The sequence below is a fragment of the Croceibacter sp. genome, assembly GCF_002716225.1.
Classification (GTDB): Bacteria; Bacteroidota; Bacteroidia; order Flavobacteriales; family Flavobacteriaceae; genus Croceibacter; species Croceibacter atlanticus.
Map to the genome: position 1 here is coordinate 142,714 of NZ_PAZX01000007.1, position 18,477 is coordinate 161,190.

Here is an 18,477-nt window from a genome sequence, read left to right on the forward strand (position 1 = left end):
TTGCCCATTTAGGTATTATTTGAAGATCTGGAATAACTTCAATATTTTCAACATTACTNATGACAAATAAATTGGGNTGATAACTAATTTTAAGTGNTAGAAAGTTNGCTGTATTATTGNCTATNTTTTTTCCTTTTNTAAAACGTCTATTAAGGCTGTAATACCATCTTGGTTCTAAGGTTATAACAGGTGTTAAAAGGAATTTATCATTAGAGCCAATAAACTCTGCATTAAAAATATCTGCATCAAGACCAATTTCTGNACGTAAGGCAATGGTGTTTGTGAGTCTTGCTTCATTATGACCCCAAATACCAAGAAAGCCAGTTTGTATCCCGTATAAAGATTTTTCAACACTTGCCTTTTGAGTNGACGTTTGTGCGTTTATATTATTAGNTATCGCTAAAAATATAAATNCGTATAANGCCTTTTTAATAGGTGATTGATGCATAGAAATAGTTATTAATTCTNTAAATCTAAACAATAAAAGTTTAAAACACTTCGAACAACTTACCAGGTANCGGTCTTATAACACCTTTCATTTCCATAGTAAGCAATACAGAAGCAATTTTGTAACTAGGCATATTACAGCCNAAAGCAATAAGGTCTATGTGCTCTTTACCTTGTTCTTGTAAATACTTATAAATAGTTTTTTCTGTATCATCTAATTCTACAAACAAGCTTTTTTGAACTGTTTTTGGTTTTTCGTTTATGTCCCAATTTAGCATATAAATTAAATCTGCTGCACTTGTTAGTACGTGTGCCTGCTGTTTTTTAATTAAGGTGTTACACCCAACACTTTGTGTGTCTTTAGGTCTTCCAGGAACTGCAAAAACCTCTCTGTCATAAGAGTTGGCAATATCTGCAGTAACTAAGGAACCACCTTTCTCGGCACTTTCTATAACAATTGTGGCTTCACTTAAGCCAGCAATAATACGGTTACGCTTTAAAAAATTATTCCTATCAAAAGTATCACTACTCCAAAAGTCTGTAATAAAACCACCATTATCTTCTATCTGTGACACATACTTAGAATGTACTTTAGGNTAAATTTGGTTTAAACCATGAGCTAAACAACCTATGGTTTGCAATTGGTGTTTAACAGCAGNCTTTTGCGCAGTTATATCTACACCATAAGCAAANCCAGAAACTATTATTGGGTTTAATGGAGACAATGCTTCAATAAACTCGTTACAAAAAGAGATGCCTTGTGTGGTAACTTTTCTAGTGCCAACAATACTTATAATATGCCTGTTATTTAAATTAATAGCGCCACGTTGAAATAGTAAAATAGGGCCATCTGCACATTGCTTTAAGCGCTCAGGATATTCAGAATCCATATAGCTCTGTGTANTGATATTGTTAGCTTTTANAAATTCGAGTTCAGTTTCTGCAGCGTCAAATAAACTTACATCAAACAATCCTTTTATNCGATGCTCTCCAATACCATCTATTTTTAATAAATTTTGACGTTTCTCCTTAAAAACACCTTCAACAGATCCNACAACAGCAATTAATTTTTTTGCTGTGGTATCTCCAAGATTTGGCGCTTTCTGTAAGGCAAGAAGATGTAAAAGGCTATTGGTATTCATGACAGTTGACTAAGTTACTGTATTTTATCAATTTTTAAGCTGTTGATAAATTTTAAGATTTGTCTTTTACCACGCTATTTTTTCTGTTACTTTTGAAACAATGACTATTTCTCAACACATATCAGATTTACTATACCGATACGAGTGCGTAATTGTTCCAAACTTTGGAGCCTTTATTACTCAAACAGAATCGGCACGCGTTCACGAAACTACNAATGNATTTTATCCGCCAAGAAAGGTAGTATCGTTTAATGAACAACTTCNAAAATCTGATGGGTTGTTAGTTAACCATATTGCAACTACAGAGCATTCTAACTATTATGCGGCATCTTCAAAAGTTGAANCTTTTGTTAGAGAATCAAAATTGGCATTAGATACNGAGAATACCTTTTCATTAGAAAATATAGGTACTTTTTCTAGAACCGAAGAAGGAAAGTTATTATTTGANCCTTCTTACCATATAAACTACCTAGCATCATCTTTTGGTTTATCTTCTTTTACATCTTCTTCTGTAGTAAGGGAAACTGTACAAGAGCATTTAGAGCAAGACNAAATAGAGGTTGAGGAACAANCTCCTGTAGTANTTTTAGAAAACACAAGAGAAANCAAACGTCCATACNTAAAGTATGCTGCCGTTGGCTTGTTGGCANTAGGTCTTTCTGGGTTTTTAGGTTTAAACTATTATAGCTCTCAAGTAAAAGCACATAANATTGCAGAACAACAAAAAGCAGATGCTCAACTAGAACAACACATACAACAAGCAACGTTTGTTATAGATAACCCTTTACAGCCTGTTACTTTTAAGGTAGAAAAACCAAAAGGTANTTACCATATTATTGCNGGAGCNTTTAGAGTTGAAGAAAATGCAGATAAAAAGGTAAGCCANTTNGAAGCTAAAGGCTTTAAAGCTAGACGTATTGGTAAAAACAAATATGGTTTACANCAAGTTGTATATAGTAGTCATTCAGATAGGCTAGAGGCTTTGCAGGCATTACGCAATGTAAAGCGTGACGAAAATGCAAGCGCTTGGTTGCTTGTACAAGACAAAGATTAAATAAGCGTTAATTACTTTTATACTCCTCATTTCCATAGTACCTTTGCAAAAAAGAAAATGCTATGGAGGCAAAGACCCCAAAAGAATCTAAAACTACGTATACAGACTTGGTATTACCAAGCGAAACCAATCCTTTAAACAATCTTTTTGGAGGTGAGCTNTTAGCAAGAATGGATCGTGCAGCAAGTATATCTGCAAGGCGCCACAGCCGTCGTATAGTAGTAACTGCATCTGTAAATCACGTTGCATTTAATAGAAGCATTCCCGTAGGAAGTGTTGTTACCGTAGAGGCTATTGTTTCTCGTGCATTTAGAACTTCTATGGAAGTTTTTATTGAAGTGTATGTAGAAGATAGAGAAAGCGGTCTTAGAAGCCTTTCTAACGAAGCGATTTATACATTTGTAGCTGTAGATGATTTAGGTAGTCCAGTTGCNATACCACCATTAAAACCAGAAACAGACCTTGAAATTTCTCGTTATGACGCTGCATTAAGACGTAAGCAATTAAGTTTAGTGTTAGCAGGTAAAATGAAAGCTAATGATGCTACAGAACTAAAGGCACTGTTTGAAGATTAACTAAACAGTAATCACATTACATTTTAAACACCCAACTTGCTGGATTCAGTTTTTGGGTGTTTTTATATATAAGGAAGTAAAGCGTTGTTTTTCCTGTGGCGGTACTTTTTCCTATTTCACCAAGATCTTGATTAATATCTACATCNTCTCCTTTTCTTACAGATACGCTAGATAGGTTAGAGTAAATTGTAATATAGTCACCATGTCTTACCATNACTACTTTATTAGCACCCTTTACAGCTTGTATCTCACTTACCTTTCCTCCAAATACTGCACGAGCACGACCCTTATCTTCAGTATCTATCCTAACACCATTACTTGAAATTGTGGTAGANTTTACAATAGGATGTGGTTGTGTACCAAAACGCATAGAAACCACACCATTTTTAACTGGCCATGGTAACTTACCCTTATTTTGTTCAAATTTAGATGCTAAGGCTTTAGATTCTGGTGTAGCTTTAAAACGACCACGATCCACATCTTCTTTAGCAGCGCCTTTATTACTTTTTGCAATGGCTTCCCTAATAATGCGGTCTATCTCATTATCTATACGGTTAATTTCTTGCTGTTTCTTACGAATCTCTGCAGTAAATTGACCTTCTTTCTTTCGTATTTGTGCAACTAATACTTCTTGCGCCTCTTTATCTTTTCTTAATTGCGCTTGTACAACTTTATTTTCTTTAATGAGNTTGTCTTTATCCTTACGCTGCTCAATTAAATCTGCATTTAAGGTTTGCAGCATTTTTGTTCGTTCTTGTATTTGCTCACCTTGCTCTTTACGGTACTCTGTATATTGNTTCATATACTGTACACGTTTATAAGCTTGCAAAAAGTTTTTAGAAGATAACAAGAACATAATTCTGTTTTGGTTACTTCGGCTTTTATATGATTTGACAATCATCTTGTCATAATCTTCTTTTAAGCTCACTAACTCATCTCTAAATTTTTCAATTTTCTTTAAGTTATTGTTTATGTTTCGAGTAAGCAGATTAGCTTGTTGGTTAGTAACCTTAATTAGCCGTTCTGTTGTAGAAATTTGAGTATCTAAATCTTCAACCTGAGTTAATACAGATTTTTGCTTTTTCAAGTTACTTGTACGTAAGGCATTAATACGCTTAATTTCCTGTTGTAACTCAAAACGCCTGTTTTCTAACTCTTTACGTTTGNTGTCTTGTGCATGAGACAAAAATCCTCCTAAAAGAAGGCTTACTATTACTAGGGTTTTTAGTACTCTACTCATTTAAGTTCAATTTCATCATAACCACTTGGGATACTAAAAGGAAAGCTTACATCTACATTAAACTCTACAGACCTGTATTCTATATCTATTAATGTGTTTTTATTGTTTTGNTTTGCAACAATATTAATTTCATTTGGAAACACTTGACCAGAAATAGTTTGATAAGTGGGATAGGTCACAATTGCACTTTGGTTTTCATTGTTATTNACCAANTGCTGNGCTTCTGTTTTATATGTTGNTGCGTTTAGCAAAAATAACCTCGTAAATAAATCAAATTGTNTTTTTGGTTGAAGAACATAACCACGATCTGAAGTTTCTAATATGTAAGGTTCTTGTCTTAGGTCATAAATTGTTTGGCCTAATAAGATGTTTTGAACTTTATTAAAATCTAATTNAGTTCCTAGTACATCAGATAATAANCTAAAATCACCATCAAAATAACTTCCTGAAATTTTCTCNTAATATTTAACGCTATTAGGTGTAATTAAAACTTTAGCAAGTGGTATACCTAATATATTAGCACTCATCCATATGGCTTTATCTTTTTCCATACGTATGCTTACAGAAACGTTTTGAGTTTGCTTCTCATCTTGGTACCGCACTTTTAAACGACCTGCTAGCGTTTCAAAACTAACTGCANTTTCATAATGTTTTTTAATAACATTTGCTGTTGCTAAATCTGTAGTGCCACTGGTTTCTGACACCAATTTTTTGCTTCCGCAAGACATTAGTATCAANACGATGCAAAGTGATAATAGTGGTTTGTAGGTCATTAATTGGCTTGTTTTTTAGCTTGGGTAGCTCTATTTAAAAACTCTGTAGCTTTTGCATTATTGCCCATACCTTTATATGCCTCGCTCATTTGGGTGAACATATCTGCTTGCATTTGAGCATCTTCAATAATATAATCTATGCCAAATTCTAAACTTTCTAAGGCTTTNTTAAAATTGGATGTGTTNTTATAGGCCACACCTTGTAACAAATAGAGTAGTGGTTGTGAAGGGTATACCTCTAATGCTTTTGATGTGGTANNAATAGCTTCTTTAAATTGAAGNGCATCAATTTGTAATAAAGCTAGGTTTTTTAATACTACANAGTCTGTAGGATAGTCGTTNAGCGCCTCANAAAAATATGCTAACGCTTTAGGCTTATCTTTCTGCTCTAAATAAAACAAACCTAATTCTTTAGGGTCTTTATCATTGTCTTCATCACTTAATACAGATTCTAATTCATTTGAAACCTCAGGGTTTTCAGTAGAATAGCGCATAAAGTCTTTAAGAACCTTTCCTTTTGTTTCCTTATCTACTTGATTGCTTTTTAAGACTATTTTCATAGANGCAATTGCATTTTCAACTTGGCCTTTTTCTAGATAACCTTTGTAAAGTGCTAAATGTGCAGGTTCTGCATCTGGNTGCGCTTTNAAAAGGCGCTGTGCAGTTGAAAAGGCTTTATCATTAGCTGNCATCTCACTATAAACATATATAAGGTTGAGGTAATTTTGAATATTGCCTGGAGCTGCCTTTATCTGTTGCTCTAATCTGTTAGCTTGTGCTTCTTTATTATTTGTTTGGTTGTAAATAACACGGCGTAAATTATCTCTGTAAATACTGGAACCTTGAGCATTGTCTATCTCATCTAACTGCTCTATAGCCTTATCAAATTCTTTAGTACGTTGGTAAAGCTTAGCCAAGTCTTCCTTATAAATAATGTTATAAGAAATAAGTTGTTTTACTGTTGTTACTGCAGCCTGGAAATCCTGTTTACTAAATTGTACATCATACAATTCTTTTAAGATGTCTTCATCATCTTTTCGATAAACCAACGCTTCTTTTAGGCTTTCTTCTGCAGCGTCATATTGTTTTAAGGCGTTGTAGTTTTTCCCTAATTCAAAATGAATGACTGCATTTTTAGGCTCTTGTGCTAAACAACGCTGTAATGCTTGAATGGCACGATCATAATTTTCNATACCCTTTTGTTTTAAAGCTTCAAAAAACTGCTCTTTAAATGTATTAGATACATTACCTAAATCATCTACATTTATATCTTGTTGGGCATCATCTTCCTGTGCCATCAACAGTGTTGAAGACAAAAAGAAAGTTAAAAAGATACAAATGAGTTTCAAGCGTATAAAATTTATAATTTTTAAATCAACTTTTATTCCAACTTAGAGTAATCTCCAATACTAATTTCGGTAAAATCGCCATTATATACAGCGTGACTACCAATCATAGCATTGTTAAGTTTTGCGTTCTTTATTACAGTATTGTGCTGTACTAAACTGTTTTTTATGGTAACATCTGTAAGTTTACAGTTATCTCCCAAAGAAACATTAGGACCAACGGTAGTGTTTTCTAACACAACATTTTCACCTATATAGCAAGGCTCGATAATTTCAGAATTTGTTAATGTAACAGTATCGCTAACTAAAGAATTACCATCTTCTTTTAGGAACTGTAGCATTCTAGAATTAGTATCGACAGTAACAGTTTTGTTACCACAATCCATCCATTCATCTATTTGACCGGTTTTAAATACATTTCCGCTAGTCATCATTCCTAAAATACCGTCATTTATTTGATACTCGCCACCACGAAGAATGTTGTTTTCGAGCACACTTTGTAAGTGTTCTTTTAAAACTTCAACCTTTTTNAAATAGTAAATACCTATTACAGCAAGATCTGAAACTTCTTCTTCTGGCTTTTCTACCAAGGCTGTAATTTCATTATTATCATTAAGCTGTACAACACCATATTGTGAAGGGTCTTCGACCTGCTTTACCCATATTACAGCATCTGCGCTAGGATCTAGTTTAAAGTCTGCTCTAAATAACGTATCTGCATATGCTACTACTGCAGGACCATTTAAAGAATCTGCAGCACACATAATAGCNTGACCAGTTCCCATAGGTTTATCTTGATAATAAATAGTGCCTTTAGCACCTAATTGTCCGGCAATCTCACGTAAATCTACTTCTACCTTTTCACCAAAATCTTCTCCAATAATAAATGCAATTTCATCAATTGGTTCATTTAAAACTTTTGCAATATCTTCTACCANTCTGTGTACAATTGGTTTACCTGCAATAGGAATTAATGGTTTAGGTACTGTAAGTGTATGTGGGCGTAGTCTAGAACCTCGACCTGCCATTGGAACAATAATTTTCATATCTCTTGTCCTGTTTAGGACTAATTTTAGTTAGTTAATTTTTAAAATGNANGTGTTATTTTGTACCAGTACTACCAAAGCCACCTTCACCTCTAGAGGTTTCAGATAGTGTAGTTACTTCCTGCCAATCAGCTCTTTCATGCTTGGCTATAACCAGTTGAGCTATGCGCTCACCATCTTCTATTTTAAAGTTTTCGTTGCNCAAATTTACAAGAATCACTCCAATTTCACCTCTATAATCTGCATCTATTGTACCAGGCGCATTTAATACNGTNATTCCTTTTTTAGCNGCCAAGCCGCTACGNGGTCTAACCTGAGCTTCTATACCAATAGGAAGTTCAATAAACAATCCTGTTTTTATAATAGCACGCTCTAATGGTTTTAAGATTACCGATTCACTTAGGTGTGCTCTTAGGTCCATTCCTGCAGAAGCGATGGTTTCGTAATGAGGTAGTTTATGAGATGATTTATTAATAATATTAATGGTCATATACTAGTTTGTTTGTTAGTCTTAATTGTAACTCAAAATATTGTCTTTTATTGAAAGAGATTCTGTATCTATTTTAAAAATTGTTTAAGTTCCTTGCGNTCTGAAACATATAAAGCCCCNAAAAACACAGCTATTAATAACACTCCTATAATAAGGTTGCCTCTAAACAACAAGAACGAAAGTGCAGAAAACCCAAGAGCCAAAACAGTAAAAATCCCCAGTTTTTTTAAATTATAAGGTATAGGGTAGTGTTTTTTGCCAAAATACCAGGATAAAATCATCATTGTGCCATANGCAGANANTGTNGCNATNGCNGANCCNTTATANCCNATANTNGGNATNAGCCANAANTTTAANGCNAATGTNACNAANGCTCCAACNANNGANAAGTANGCACCAAATTTAGTGCGGTCTGTAATCTTNTACCAAACAGAAAGATTAAAGTAAATACCCAANCATAANTTTGCTAATAANATATANGGNACNACNGNCATNGCTTCCCAATAAGATTCNTCNCTTATNAAAAGNTCTTTNANNACATCAANAAANACNATAACAGANAGTAAAATNCCTAANCCNATTAACACAAAGTATTTAGTNATTANAGCATANGTTTCTTNTGAGTTTTTTTCTTTNGANTGNCTNAAGAAAAANGGNTCNATNCCTAATCTAAATGCAGTNGCAAAAAGNGTNATAAACAANGCNAANTTATAACANGCTGNATANNCNCCAATTTGAGACTCTGCAGTTTCTGNTGGTAATAAGTAATCTAATAAAATTCTATCAAAAGTTTCATTAACTGCGTACGCNAAGCCTGCTANCATAACTGGAAACCCAAATCGAAGCATTTTCTTTAATAGTGAAAAGTTTATTCTAAGTTTAATTTTAAAGTAAAGAGGAACCAACATTAAAAGTGTTAGTAAGCTGGCAATTAGATTAGAAATAAAGATATATGAAACCTCTGCACCAGAAAACCAAATACTATTCCAAAACACTTCTTTAGAAGGGTTTATAAGATCTTTTAAAATAACTAGGAAAAAAACATTTAACCCCAAGTTTATAGCAACATTAACTATCTTTAATATGCTATAAAGCATAGATTTTCCTTTCGCTCTTAATATTGAGAAAGGGATGATTACCAAGGCGTCTAAAACTAAAATCCAGATCACGAAAGTGATATACTTAACATCAATATTTATTAAAGATGCTAAGTGAGATTTTAGGTACAGTGCTAAGCCTAAAAAAATTATGGAGCTAATTGCAATAGAGAGTGCAGATGTGCCTTTTACACTGCTTTTAGTCTTATCATCGTGATAAAACCTAAAGAAAGCAGTTTCCATACCGTAGGCTAGGATAACATTAAAAACAACTATCCAAGCAAATATTATTGAAACTTTACCGTATTCCTGAGTAGGCAGCAAGTCTGTATAAAGTGGCAATAAAACAAAACTCATCATTCTAGGTATGACCGTAGCTAGGCCATAAATAACGGTTTGCTTAAATAAGTTTTTTAGAACACTCAATCGTATTGATTTAAAGTGTAAAAGTAGGAAACTTTATAGGATTAGATGCCTTTAGGAATAGCTGCTATTAAACGTTTGGTGTAATGCGTTTTTGGGTTTTCATAAATATGGTCTGGATCACCTTGCTCTTCAATCTGTCCTTTATTCATGACAATAAGCTCATCTGCCATATACTTAACAACAGACAAATCATGAGAAATAAAGATATAGGTAAATCCAAAATCTTCTTTTAACTCATTTAACAAATTAAGCACTTGCGCTTGCACAGAGATGTCTAGGGCAGAAACAGATTCATCACACACAATTAGTTTTGGTTGCAATGCTATAGTTCTAGCTATACCAATACGTTGGCGTTGGCCGCCACTAAACTCGTGAGGATACCTATAATAGTGTGAAGCGTCTAAGCCTACGCGTTTTAAAATTGAAATTACTTTTTCTTTACGCTCGTCATCGTTTTTGTATAATTTATGAACTTTCATAGGCTCTTCAATTGCTTTACCAACAGTAATCCTTGGGTTTAATGAAGAAAATGGGTCCTGAAAAATTAACTGAATATCTTTACGTAAAACCCTTAAAGCTTTGCCCTTTAATTTAGTAATATCTTCTCCCTTATAAAATACTTTACCCTTTGTAGCCTTGTGAAGTTGTAGAATAACATTTCCAAGTGTAGATTTTCCGCATCCACTTTCACCAACCAATCCTAAGGTCTCACCTTCATAAACTTTAAAGCTTACATTATTAACTGCCTTTACAATGGTTGTTTTATTAAATAATCCGGCATTGCTGTAAAACTCTTTATCTACATTAACTACTTCCAATAATGGTTTTTGCTCAAAGAGTTGTTTCCTAAATAAACGTCTTTCATTGTCACTTATCGTTTCTGTTGGTACAGTATTGTTCACAAAGTCACTAACAGTAGGTAATCTTTTTAAATGAATTTTAGTATTAGGTTTAGATGCAATTAATGCTTTGGTATAAAGTTGCTTAGGTTGCAGAAATATATCTTCTGTTTTGCCTTCTTCAACAATATTACCTTTGTGCATAACAATAACACGTTGAGCAATTTCTGAAACCAAAGCCAAGTCATGAGATATAAATATAATACTCATTTTAGTTTCTTTCTGAAGCGTCTTTAAAAGCTGAATTATTTCTTTCTGTACAGTTACATCTAATGCTGTTGTTGGTTCGTCTGCAATAAGAATCTTGGGTTTACAGGCAATAGCCATGGCAATCATTACACGTTGCATTTGGCCTCCACTTATTTGATGAGGATAGCTTTTAAAAATATCTTTTGGCCTAGGTAATTTAACCTTTTCAAATAACTGAAGCGTTTCAACCTTAGCTTTAGCAGGTGTTATGTCTTTATGTTGCAATATAATTTCAAGTACCTGTGCTCCGCAAGTCATAGAAGGGTTTAAAGCACTCATAGGTTCTTGAAAAATCATAGCAATCTCTTTGCCTCTTAACATTGTCATTAGGGCGTTAGAATATTCGAGCAGAGAAGTTCCTTCAAATGTGATATTGCCAGAAGTTATTTTAGAGATTTTCTTAGGCAAAAGACCAGATATAGCGAGAGTAGACACAGATTTCCCAGAACCAGATTCACCAACAACGCCAAGTATTTCGTTAGGTTTAAGATTAAATGAAATATTGTTAACAACCGGAATAAAGTCGTCTTGCGATTTAAAAGCAATGGTTAGGTTCTGTACAGTTAACATATCTTCAAAAGTAATCATCTTTTAACAATTAATAGAGGTAAAGTCGTGGCTTTCAAACTATGGTTAAACCATAATTTTAACAAAAAGAACACTATGATTGTTAACTAAAAGTTAATTTATTGTGCGCTTCATCGATTATAACATAGTGTTTAAATAAAATTCATTTACTTCGGTTACTTTTTGTGAATTCAGGAAGTATTTACACAATTCATTAACTAAACCCTTTATTTTATGAGAAATTTTTATGGAAGTGTATTTTTCGCTCTTTTATTCTGTGCTCCAATGCTACAAGCACAAACAGACCGAAGAGACGAAAAACGCAATGTAAAGCAACCGCCTAAACTAATTGTTTTAGACGATACTCAAAGAAAATCATCTAGCCCTCAAGATGTACTAGGACAAGTTTATAACCTAGGCCAAAACAATCAACTTACTCCTCGAAAGCAATCTACAGACAATCTCGGATTTTCACAGCAAGAATTTCAACAACGCCATCAAGGCATTCCTGTTGAGTTTGCAATTTCAAAACTACATTCTAAACAAGGTATCCCACAAGCAGTAAGTGGTGAGTATTATCCTATAAAAGATTTAGATGTTACAACAACATTAACTAACCAACAAGCATTAATGCGCGCTGTTAACCACATAGGTGCGCAACATTATTTATGGGAATATCCAGATGCAGCTGCAGAAATGGATGGTTACCAAAAACCTACAGGAGACCTTGTAATTTTACCAATGTATAATGGTGATGAAATTTCTACTTACAAGTTAGCCTACAAATTTGATATTTATGCAACGTATCCAATTAGTCGTGGAGATCTTTATATAGATGCTAAAAATGGAGATGCATTATTTTACAATGCAACTATTAAACACGCAAACTCTTTTGGTCACGTAGGTGAGCCAATGGTAACTGTATCTCAATTTGAAGACGATACAACGTATGATAATTATACAAGCATAGCTATGATGGCTAGTGGTACTGCTGCTACACGTTATAGTGGTTCTCGTACTATTGAAACTCAACTTACTGGTGGTAGCTATAGGTTAGCAGATACTGGTAGAGATGTTTATACTCGTGATGCTAAAAATCAGGCGCCAGGAGGCACGTATCCTTACATTAATAATTATGATGAGTTTACAGACAATGATAATAATTGGACAACTGCAGAGCATAGCGCAAATAAAGATAATGCGGCTTTAGATGCTCATTGGGGTGCAATGGAAACGTATGATTACTGGCAACAAGTTCACGGTCGTGATAGTTACAACGGTAGTGGTGCACAAATTAGAAGTTACGTTCACGTAGATAACAATTATGATAACGCATTCTGGAATGGTTCTGTAATGTCTTACGGTGATGGTTCTTCGAATGGTAATGAAGGAAATGGATTTTTTGATGCATTAACAAGTATAGATGTTGCATCTCATGAAATAGGACATGCTGTAACAACGTTTACTGCAAATCTTGCATATCAAAGAGAATCTGGTGGTCTTAATGAAGGCTTCTCAGATATTTGGGGTGCAGCAGTAGAGCATTTTGCAAAAGGAAATGGAAGTGATACTAACCCAACTGATGAAGTTTGGTTAATTGGAGATGAAATTGATAGACGAAGCGGCTCAGCGGCTCTACGCTCTATGAGTAATCCAACATCATTAGGACAACCAGATACTTATGGAGGTCAATTCTGGCAAAACCCTAATTGTGGAACACCAACGCAATCTAATGACTATTGTGGAGTACATACAAACTCTGGTGTATTAAACTACTGGTTTTACTTATTAGTTGAAGGTGGCAATGGTACAAATGACGTTGGCGATGTGTTTTCAGTAAGTGGAATTGGTATGGATAAATCTGCTAAAATTGCTTACAGAACATTAAATAACTATTTATCTGCAAACTCTACGTTTGCAAATGCAAGAGCTGGCGCAATACAAGCGGCTAAAGATCTTTATGGAGCTGGTGGCGTAGAAGAACAGGCAGTAACAAATGCTTGGCATGCCGTTAATGTAGGAGATGCTTTTGGTGGAGGAAATGGTGGCTCTAACTATTGTGCCTCTAATGGTAACAGTGTTGCAGATGAGTATATCTCTAGAGTACAATTGGCAGATATTAATAATACTTCTGGTGCCGGAAGCGGTGGATACCAAAATCATACAGCTGTGGAAACAGACTTGGCAAAAGGTGATGCATATACAATTACAATTACACCTACCTGGACAGGAACTGTATATTCTGAGGGCTATGCCGTTTGGATAGATTATAACCAAGATGGTGATTTTTCTGATTCTGGAGAATTAGTTACAAGTGTTGCAGCTACACAAAATACACCTGTAAGTGGTAGCTTTACAGTGCCAACCAATGCTTCAGATGGAGCTACTCGTATGAGAGTTTCTATGAAATATAACGGTGTGCCTAGCGCTTGTGAATCATTTAGCTATGGTGAAGTAGAAGATTATACAGTTAATATTGGAAGCTCTGCTGCAGATACTCAAGCACCAAGTGTACCAACAAATTTATCTGCTTCTAACATCACAGAAACTACAGTAGATTTATCTTGGAATGCTTCAAACGATAATGTTGGAGTAACAGGATATGATGTTTATCAAGGAACTGCTTTATTAGGAACTACAGCTAATACATCTGCTCAAATTACAGGATTATCATCTGGAACTAATTATACATTTAACGTTCGCGCAAAAGACGACGCAGGAAATGTATCTGGAGCTAGTAATACAGTATCTGTAACTACAGACTCACCAGCATCTGGTGGTGGTTGTGTAAATGGTATCTCTTCATTCCCTTATTCAGAAGGTTATGAAAGTAATTTAGGAGCTTGGACGCAATCTACTTCAGACGATATAAACTGGACTAGAGACGCTAGTGGTACACCATCTAGCAATACAGGACCATCAAGTGCGGTTGAAGGTAGTTTCTACGTTTTTGTTGAAGCTTCTGGAAACGGTACAGGCTACCCTAACAAACAAGCAATTTTAAATTCACCTTGTATAGATTTATCTGCTACAGCACAACCAAACTTTACATTTAAGTATCATATGTATGGTGCATCAGATATGGGAAGTTTAAAAGTAGATGTTAGTGATAATGATGGAGCAACTTGGACAACGTTATTCTCCGAAACAGGAAATAAAGGAAATGCTTGGCAATCTGCAACTGTAGATCTTTCAGCTTATAATGGATCATCTATTAGACTAAGGTTTAATAGAACTACAGGCTCTACGTGGCAAGCAGATATCGCTATTGATGATGTGAGAGTTATAGATGGTACAGCAGACATTTGCGCAGGTGTTGCACCTTATAGCAGTTCTCAATCTTATAGTACTGGAGATCGTGTTACGTATCAAGGTAATTTATTTGAAAGAACAGCTAGTGGTTGGACAAACTTGGGAGCTTGTGGATCTTCTTTTGGAATCACAAACTTAGTGCCTCAGGCGCCACCAGTTAACTCAACATTTAATATTTACCCTAACCCTGTAAAAGGAGCATCTTTACAAGTAGACTTTGTGTCTCAAAAAGAAGCAACATTTACAATAGTTAATATGTTAGGACAGCAAGTTGCAAAAGGAAACTTGAGCAACACGTTAGAAGTAGGAAATCTAGAAAGTGGTATCTATTTACTAAATGCTACTATAGATGGACAAACTATGACAAAACGCTTTATTAAAGAGTAAATTAACCAACACTTAAATGAAAAGGTCGCTTTAGAAATAGAGCGGCCTTTTTTGTTTTATGTTAAACGTACACTTAAACTATGTTAATAAGACTTTTCATACATTGATTAACCTCTATATTTGATAAAACAAAAAATTAAAGATAGTTATGAAATATGTAATTAAAATAAGCTTGATAATGTTAGCTGTTATCTTTTTAGCTTGTAATGAAGATGACTCTTCAAGTGAAGAACCAGCTAGATTAAGTGTTAAATTAGTTGATGCTCCTGGTGATTATGATGCTGTGTTTGTAGATGTACAAGACGTTGTTGTAAAATATAACGGTAATTTAGATGATGAAGACGATGTTGTAATAGGTGACGTAAATTCTGGTATTTACAACTTATTAGAACTAACTGGTGGAGCTAGCGTATTATTAGTTGATGATAATATACCTGCAGGTAACATAAGTCAGATACGATTAATTTTGGGCACAAACAACTCTGTTGTTGTAGATGGAGAAACATTTCCTTTGAGTACACCAAGTGCACAACAATCTGGATTAAAAATACAGGTAAATGAAACTTTAGAAGGTGGTATTTTTTATGAGTTTATTTTAGATTTTGATGCAGATAAGTCTATCGTAAATCAAGGTAATGGAGGCTATAGTTTAAAGCCAGTCATAAGAGCATCTACAGTAGCGGAAAGTGGTGCAATTTCAGGAACAGTAAACCCAAGTGACTTTCAAACAGAAGTTATAGCGATTTCAGGCGAATTAGAGATTACTACATATACAGATGCTACAGGTAATTTTGTTTTAAGCGGCGTTCCAAATGGTGTTTATATAGTATCGATAAACCCAGATCCAGAATCAGGATTTGAATCACAAACTTTTGTTGATGTTGAGGTGGTTAATGGTGAGGTTACATCTATAGGTAATGTAGAGCTTTAAAATTAATTTTATAAATACACTAAGCCGCTTTAGAAATAGAGCGGCTTTTTTATTATGTATTAACTGAAAAGTTATCAATAAACTCTTTATAAAAGAGGAGTAATGGGTCTAATGCTTGCTCCCAATTTTTAAATTGAAGATGATAAGTGGTTTTTAAATGATAACGACCATTGTTATAACTTCCTATAATTTGGGGTTCAAATTTAGTAGTCTTTGCAATAGTCTCTAAAGACTTTAAGTCACTGGAGTTTTTTAAAAAAGTTTCCAAGCTATAATTATTAACATCTATTTTAAATGGATTTTTGGCTCTAGAAAAGATTCTATTAAAATGAGTTTTAGTACTTAAGTTTAAACTTAAAGAATTATGAGTTGGTTTAAACCAACAAGAAACATTTCCTACAAACTCAAAACCTGTTTTGTTATCTATAATTATTTCTGAAGATTTATAATCACAAATTAATCTATATATTACCCTTGGACTTCTTACACCCATACCAATAGCAATATCGTTATCACTAACTTGAAGTTTACAATTATGTTTTTCTGCTACTCGTCTAAATTCTGATTTTACCATATATAGGTTCTTTAAACTGAAAGTACCTCTGAGTCATGCAAAAGCTCTTCATTTCTTAATCTTAAGAATATTTGGGCTACAGAAACGGTGTCTTTTTCACAGTATATAATAATACGATCAACATCTTTTTCATTATAGAAAACATCACGAACCTGGCTACCATCAATATCATCTTTAGGTGAAGGAATCCCTAATATTTTGGTAAGTAATTTGAGAGACGTATAATGTTTGTAATCCCCAAATTTCCAAAGTTCCAATGTATCTAGATGTGGTATTTCCCAAGGTTTTTTTCCAAATAAATTAAGTTTAAATGGCAGCTCGATATGATGTATTATCATACGGCGAGCAATAAAGGGAAAGTCAAATTCTTTACCGTTATGAGCACAAAGCAAATGATGAGGTCTATTAAAATGAGATTCTAAAAGCCCCTTAAAATCTCTTAATATTTTTGGTTCATCTCCGTGAAAAGAGGTTGTTCTAAACTGCCTGCTGTCACCTTGAATTTTAAAATATCCTACAGATATGCAAACTATCTTACCAAACTCTGCCCAAATACCTGCACGATCATAAAAGTCTTCTGGTGTAAACTCGTCTTTACGTTGGTATTGAGTTTTAGTTTCCCAAAGTAATTTTGTATCATCATCTAACTCACTCCACTGTTCATACTCTGGTACAGTTTCAATATCTAAAAATAAAATGTGCTCAAGATTAAGCTTAGAAATCATAGTTTATCTATTTAAATGAAAAGATAACTAAAAAAATAACGCCTTTTAATGTTCGGCCATCATGCTGTAGGCTTCTTCTATGTAAGTATAAAAGTCTTGGGTGAATGGTTTATCTACAAACTGCCCACGTTTATGGCCTAAGCGAACAATGATGACATTATCTTCTGGTATAGTTATTACATACTGCCCTAAAATACCGCGCATTGCAAAAATATCTTTTCCCAAATGGTTACTTAACCAAAATCCATAACCGTATTCAGGACTGTCTTTAAACCTTGGCTCGATTGCAGTGCTAACAAAAGATGAATCTAACAGCTGTTCTTCGTTCCAGGCACCTTTGTCTTTATAAAGTTTACCAAAGCGGGCAAAATCTTTGGCGTTGCTTGCAATGCAACAATATGATTTTTCCATTCCAGAGTCTTCACTATCTAATTGCCAGGTTGCATCTTCAAAGCTTTCCATTGGTGTCCAAAAACTTTCTTGCAAATAGTCTGTAAGTGTTTGGTTGGTCGCTTTTTCTATTACCATTCCTAAAAGCTGTGTGTTACCACTTAGGTATTTATAGGATTCACCTGGGTTTTCAACAACATTTAACCCTAAAATTACATCTCTTATATTAGTGTCATAATACGATCTTGCAGTTAAGGAAAATGGACTTGAGTAACTCTCGTCCCAATTTAGTCCAGAAGACATAGACGCCAAATCTCCTACGGTCATTTCTTTACCTAGGTCTGTATTAAACTTTGGGAAGAAATCTGCTACAGGTTGGTCTAAACCAGTAATAAAACCATCTCGAATGGCTTTGCCTAAAAGTGTTACGGTAATACTTTTAGCCATTGAAAAGCTATTAGTTTTAGAAGTGTCTGAATAGCTTTCAGCATAGTCCTCATACCAAATACTATCATTTTTTATAATGACATACGCTATGGTTCCTAATCTATCGTTTATTTCATTTAAGGTTGTTGTTGGTGTTGCTTGATTGTATAGCTTGTGTTTAGGCCAATCTTGAGGGTTTTCTGCCTCAATTAACCTATTGTCAAAATACTTAGCGTCATCTATAAAAGCAGTTGTATGGCCAGTTAGGTAAACAACGCGAACACCTTTAAGGATATAATCATAATCAAAGATATAGAGTAGTACTATGGCCAAACCAATAATTAGCAGTATCCCTTTAAAAACAGATTTTAAAAATTTCAT

General features: G+C 34.2%; 15 protein-coding genes. 4 read left to right on the plus strand and 11 right to left on the minus strand.

The genetic code is table 11. The annotated features are described in order from the left end of the window. Positions 1–488 precede the first annotated feature (488 nt). Complete coding sequence (dprA, locus tag CL818_RS04435; RefSeq protein ID WP_286971842.1) at positions 489–1,589, minus strand: DNA-processing protein DprA; 1,101 nt, start codon at positions 1,587–1,589, stop codon at positions 489–491. Between the two features lie 100 nt (positions 1,590–1,689). Here dprA and CL818_RS04440 point away from each other — a divergent pair, with 100 nt between their 5' ends. After that, positions 1,690–2,643, plus strand: a complete 954-nt coding sequence (locus tag CL818_RS04440) for an HU domain-containing protein (RefSeq protein ID WP_286971845.1) — start codon at positions 1,690–1,692, stop codon at positions 2,641–2,643. Positions 2,644–2,705: 62 nt separating this feature from the next. Beyond that, a complete protein-coding gene (locus CL818_RS04445; protein WP_013186470.1) occupies positions 2,706–3,218 on the plus strand; it encodes an acyl-CoA thioesterase in 513 nt (170 codons plus the stop codon). 16 nt (positions 3,219–3,234) lie between these two features. Here CL818_RS04445 and CL818_RS04450 read toward each other — a convergent pair whose 3' ends face one another. The 7 genes from CL818_RS04450 to CL818_RS04480 form a co-directional block, all read right to left on the minus strand. Further along, complete coding sequence (locus CL818_RS04450; RefSeq protein WP_286971850.1) at positions 3,235–4,458, minus strand: murein hydrolase activator EnvC family protein; 1,224 nt, start codon at positions 4,456–4,458, stop codon at positions 3,235–3,237. Continuing rightward, positions 4,455–5,231, minus strand: a complete 777-nt coding sequence (gene lolB1, locus CL818_RS04455) for a lipoprotein insertase outer membrane protein LolB1 (RefSeq protein ID WP_286971853.1) — start codon at positions 5,229–5,231, stop codon at positions 4,455–4,457. The genes CL818_RS04450 and lolB1 overlap by 4 nt, the downstream gene beginning before the upstream one ends. Next, complete coding sequence (locus tag CL818_RS04460; protein ID WP_286971856.1) at positions 5,231–6,529, minus strand: tetratricopeptide repeat protein; 1,299 nt, start codon at positions 6,527–6,529, stop codon at positions 5,231–5,233. The genes lolB1 and CL818_RS04460 overlap by 1 nt, the downstream gene beginning before the upstream one ends. Before the next feature lie 83 nt (positions 6,530–6,612). Continuing rightward, complete coding sequence (locus CL818_RS04465; RefSeq protein WP_286971860.1) at positions 6,613–7,623, minus strand: sugar phosphate nucleotidyltransferase; 1,011 nt, start codon at positions 7,621–7,623, stop codon at positions 6,613–6,615. A 55-nt stretch (positions 7,624–7,678) separates the two neighbouring features. After that, the gene (dut, locus tag CL818_RS04470; protein ID WP_286971863.1) at positions 7,679–8,113 is read right to left on the minus strand and encodes a dUTP diphosphatase; all 435 of its coding nucleotides are present in this window, start codon (positions 8,111–8,113) and stop codon (positions 7,679–7,681) included. A gap of 68 nt (positions 8,114–8,181) precedes the next feature. After that, a complete protein-coding gene (locus CL818_RS04475; RefSeq protein WP_286971867.1) occupies positions 8,182–9,636 on the minus strand; it encodes an oligosaccharide flippase family protein in 1,455 nt (484 codons plus the stop codon). 41 nt (positions 9,637–9,677) lie between these two features. After that, the gene (locus tag CL818_RS04480) at positions 9,678–11,372 is read right to left on the minus strand and encodes an ABC transporter ATP-binding protein (protein WP_272972828.1); all 1,695 of its coding nucleotides are present in this window, start codon (positions 11,370–11,372) and stop codon (positions 9,678–9,680) included. Positions 11,373–11,585: 213 nt separating this feature from the next. Between CL818_RS04480 and CL818_RS04485 the strand changes: the two genes are divergently transcribed. Together CL818_RS04485 and CL818_RS04490 are read left to right on the plus strand one after the other, a co-directional pair. Next, on the plus strand, positions 11,586–15,050 hold the full coding sequence (locus CL818_RS04485) for a M4 family metallopeptidase (RefSeq protein WP_272972827.1): 3,465 nt from the start codon (positions 11,586–11,588) through the stop codon (positions 15,048–15,050). A 148-nt stretch (positions 15,051–15,198) separates the two neighbouring features. Beyond that, complete coding sequence (locus CL818_RS04490) at positions 15,199–15,981, plus strand: DUF4382 domain-containing protein (protein ID WP_272972826.1); 783 nt, start codon at positions 15,199–15,201, stop codon at positions 15,979–15,981. Positions 15,982–16,033: 52 nt separating this feature from the next. On the opposite strand, the gene CL818_RS04495 is transcribed toward CL818_RS04490, so the two are convergent. From CL818_RS04495 to CL818_RS04505, 3 genes are read right to left on the minus strand one after another with little or no spacing between them, the layout of a single operon-like run. After that, positions 16,034–16,555 (minus strand): hypothetical protein, encoded by a 522-nt coding sequence (locus tag CL818_RS04495; protein WP_272972825.1) that lies wholly within the window; start codon positions 16,553–16,555, stop codon positions 16,034–16,036. Positions 16,556–16,566: 11 nt separating this feature from the next. Next, positions 16,567–17,280 carry a 3'-5' exonuclease gene (locus CL818_RS04500; protein ID WP_272972824.1) on the minus strand — a complete coding sequence of 238 codons (714 nt, stop codon included), beginning with the start codon at positions 17,278–17,280 and terminating at the stop codon, positions 16,567–16,569. A 45-nt stretch (positions 17,281–17,325) separates the two neighbouring features. Then, positions 17,326–18,477 (minus strand): serine hydrolase domain-containing protein, encoded by a 1,152-nt coding sequence (locus tag CL818_RS04505; RefSeq protein ID WP_272972823.1) that lies wholly within the window; start codon positions 18,475–18,477, stop codon positions 17,326–17,328.

What these genes read in the sequence shown, in the direction of transcription:
- CL818_RS04480 (WP_272972828.1), bottom strand. Translation starts at nt 11,372, where the DNA reads ATGATTACTTTTGAAGATATGTTAACTGTACAGAACCTAACCATTGCT.
- CL818_RS04485 (WP_272972827.1), top strand. Translation starts at nt 11,586, where the DNA reads ATGAGAAATTTTTATGGAAGTGTATTTTTCGCTCTTTTATTCTGTGCT.
- CL818_RS04490 (WP_272972826.1), top strand. Translation starts at nt 15,199, where the DNA reads ATGAAATATGTAATTAAAATAAGCTTGATAATGTTAGCTGTTATCTTT.
- CL818_RS04495 (WP_272972825.1), bottom strand. Translation starts at nt 16,555, where the DNA reads ATGGTAAAATCAGAATTTAGACGAGTAGCAGAAAAACATAATTGTAAA.
- CL818_RS04500 (WP_272972824.1), bottom strand. Translation starts at nt 17,280, where the DNA reads ATGATTTCTAAGCTTAATCTTGAGCACATTTTATTTTTAGATATTGAA.
- CL818_RS04505 (WP_272972823.1), bottom strand. Translation starts at nt 18,477, where the DNA reads ATGAAATTTTTAAAATCTGTTTTTAAAGGGATACTGCTAATTATTGGT.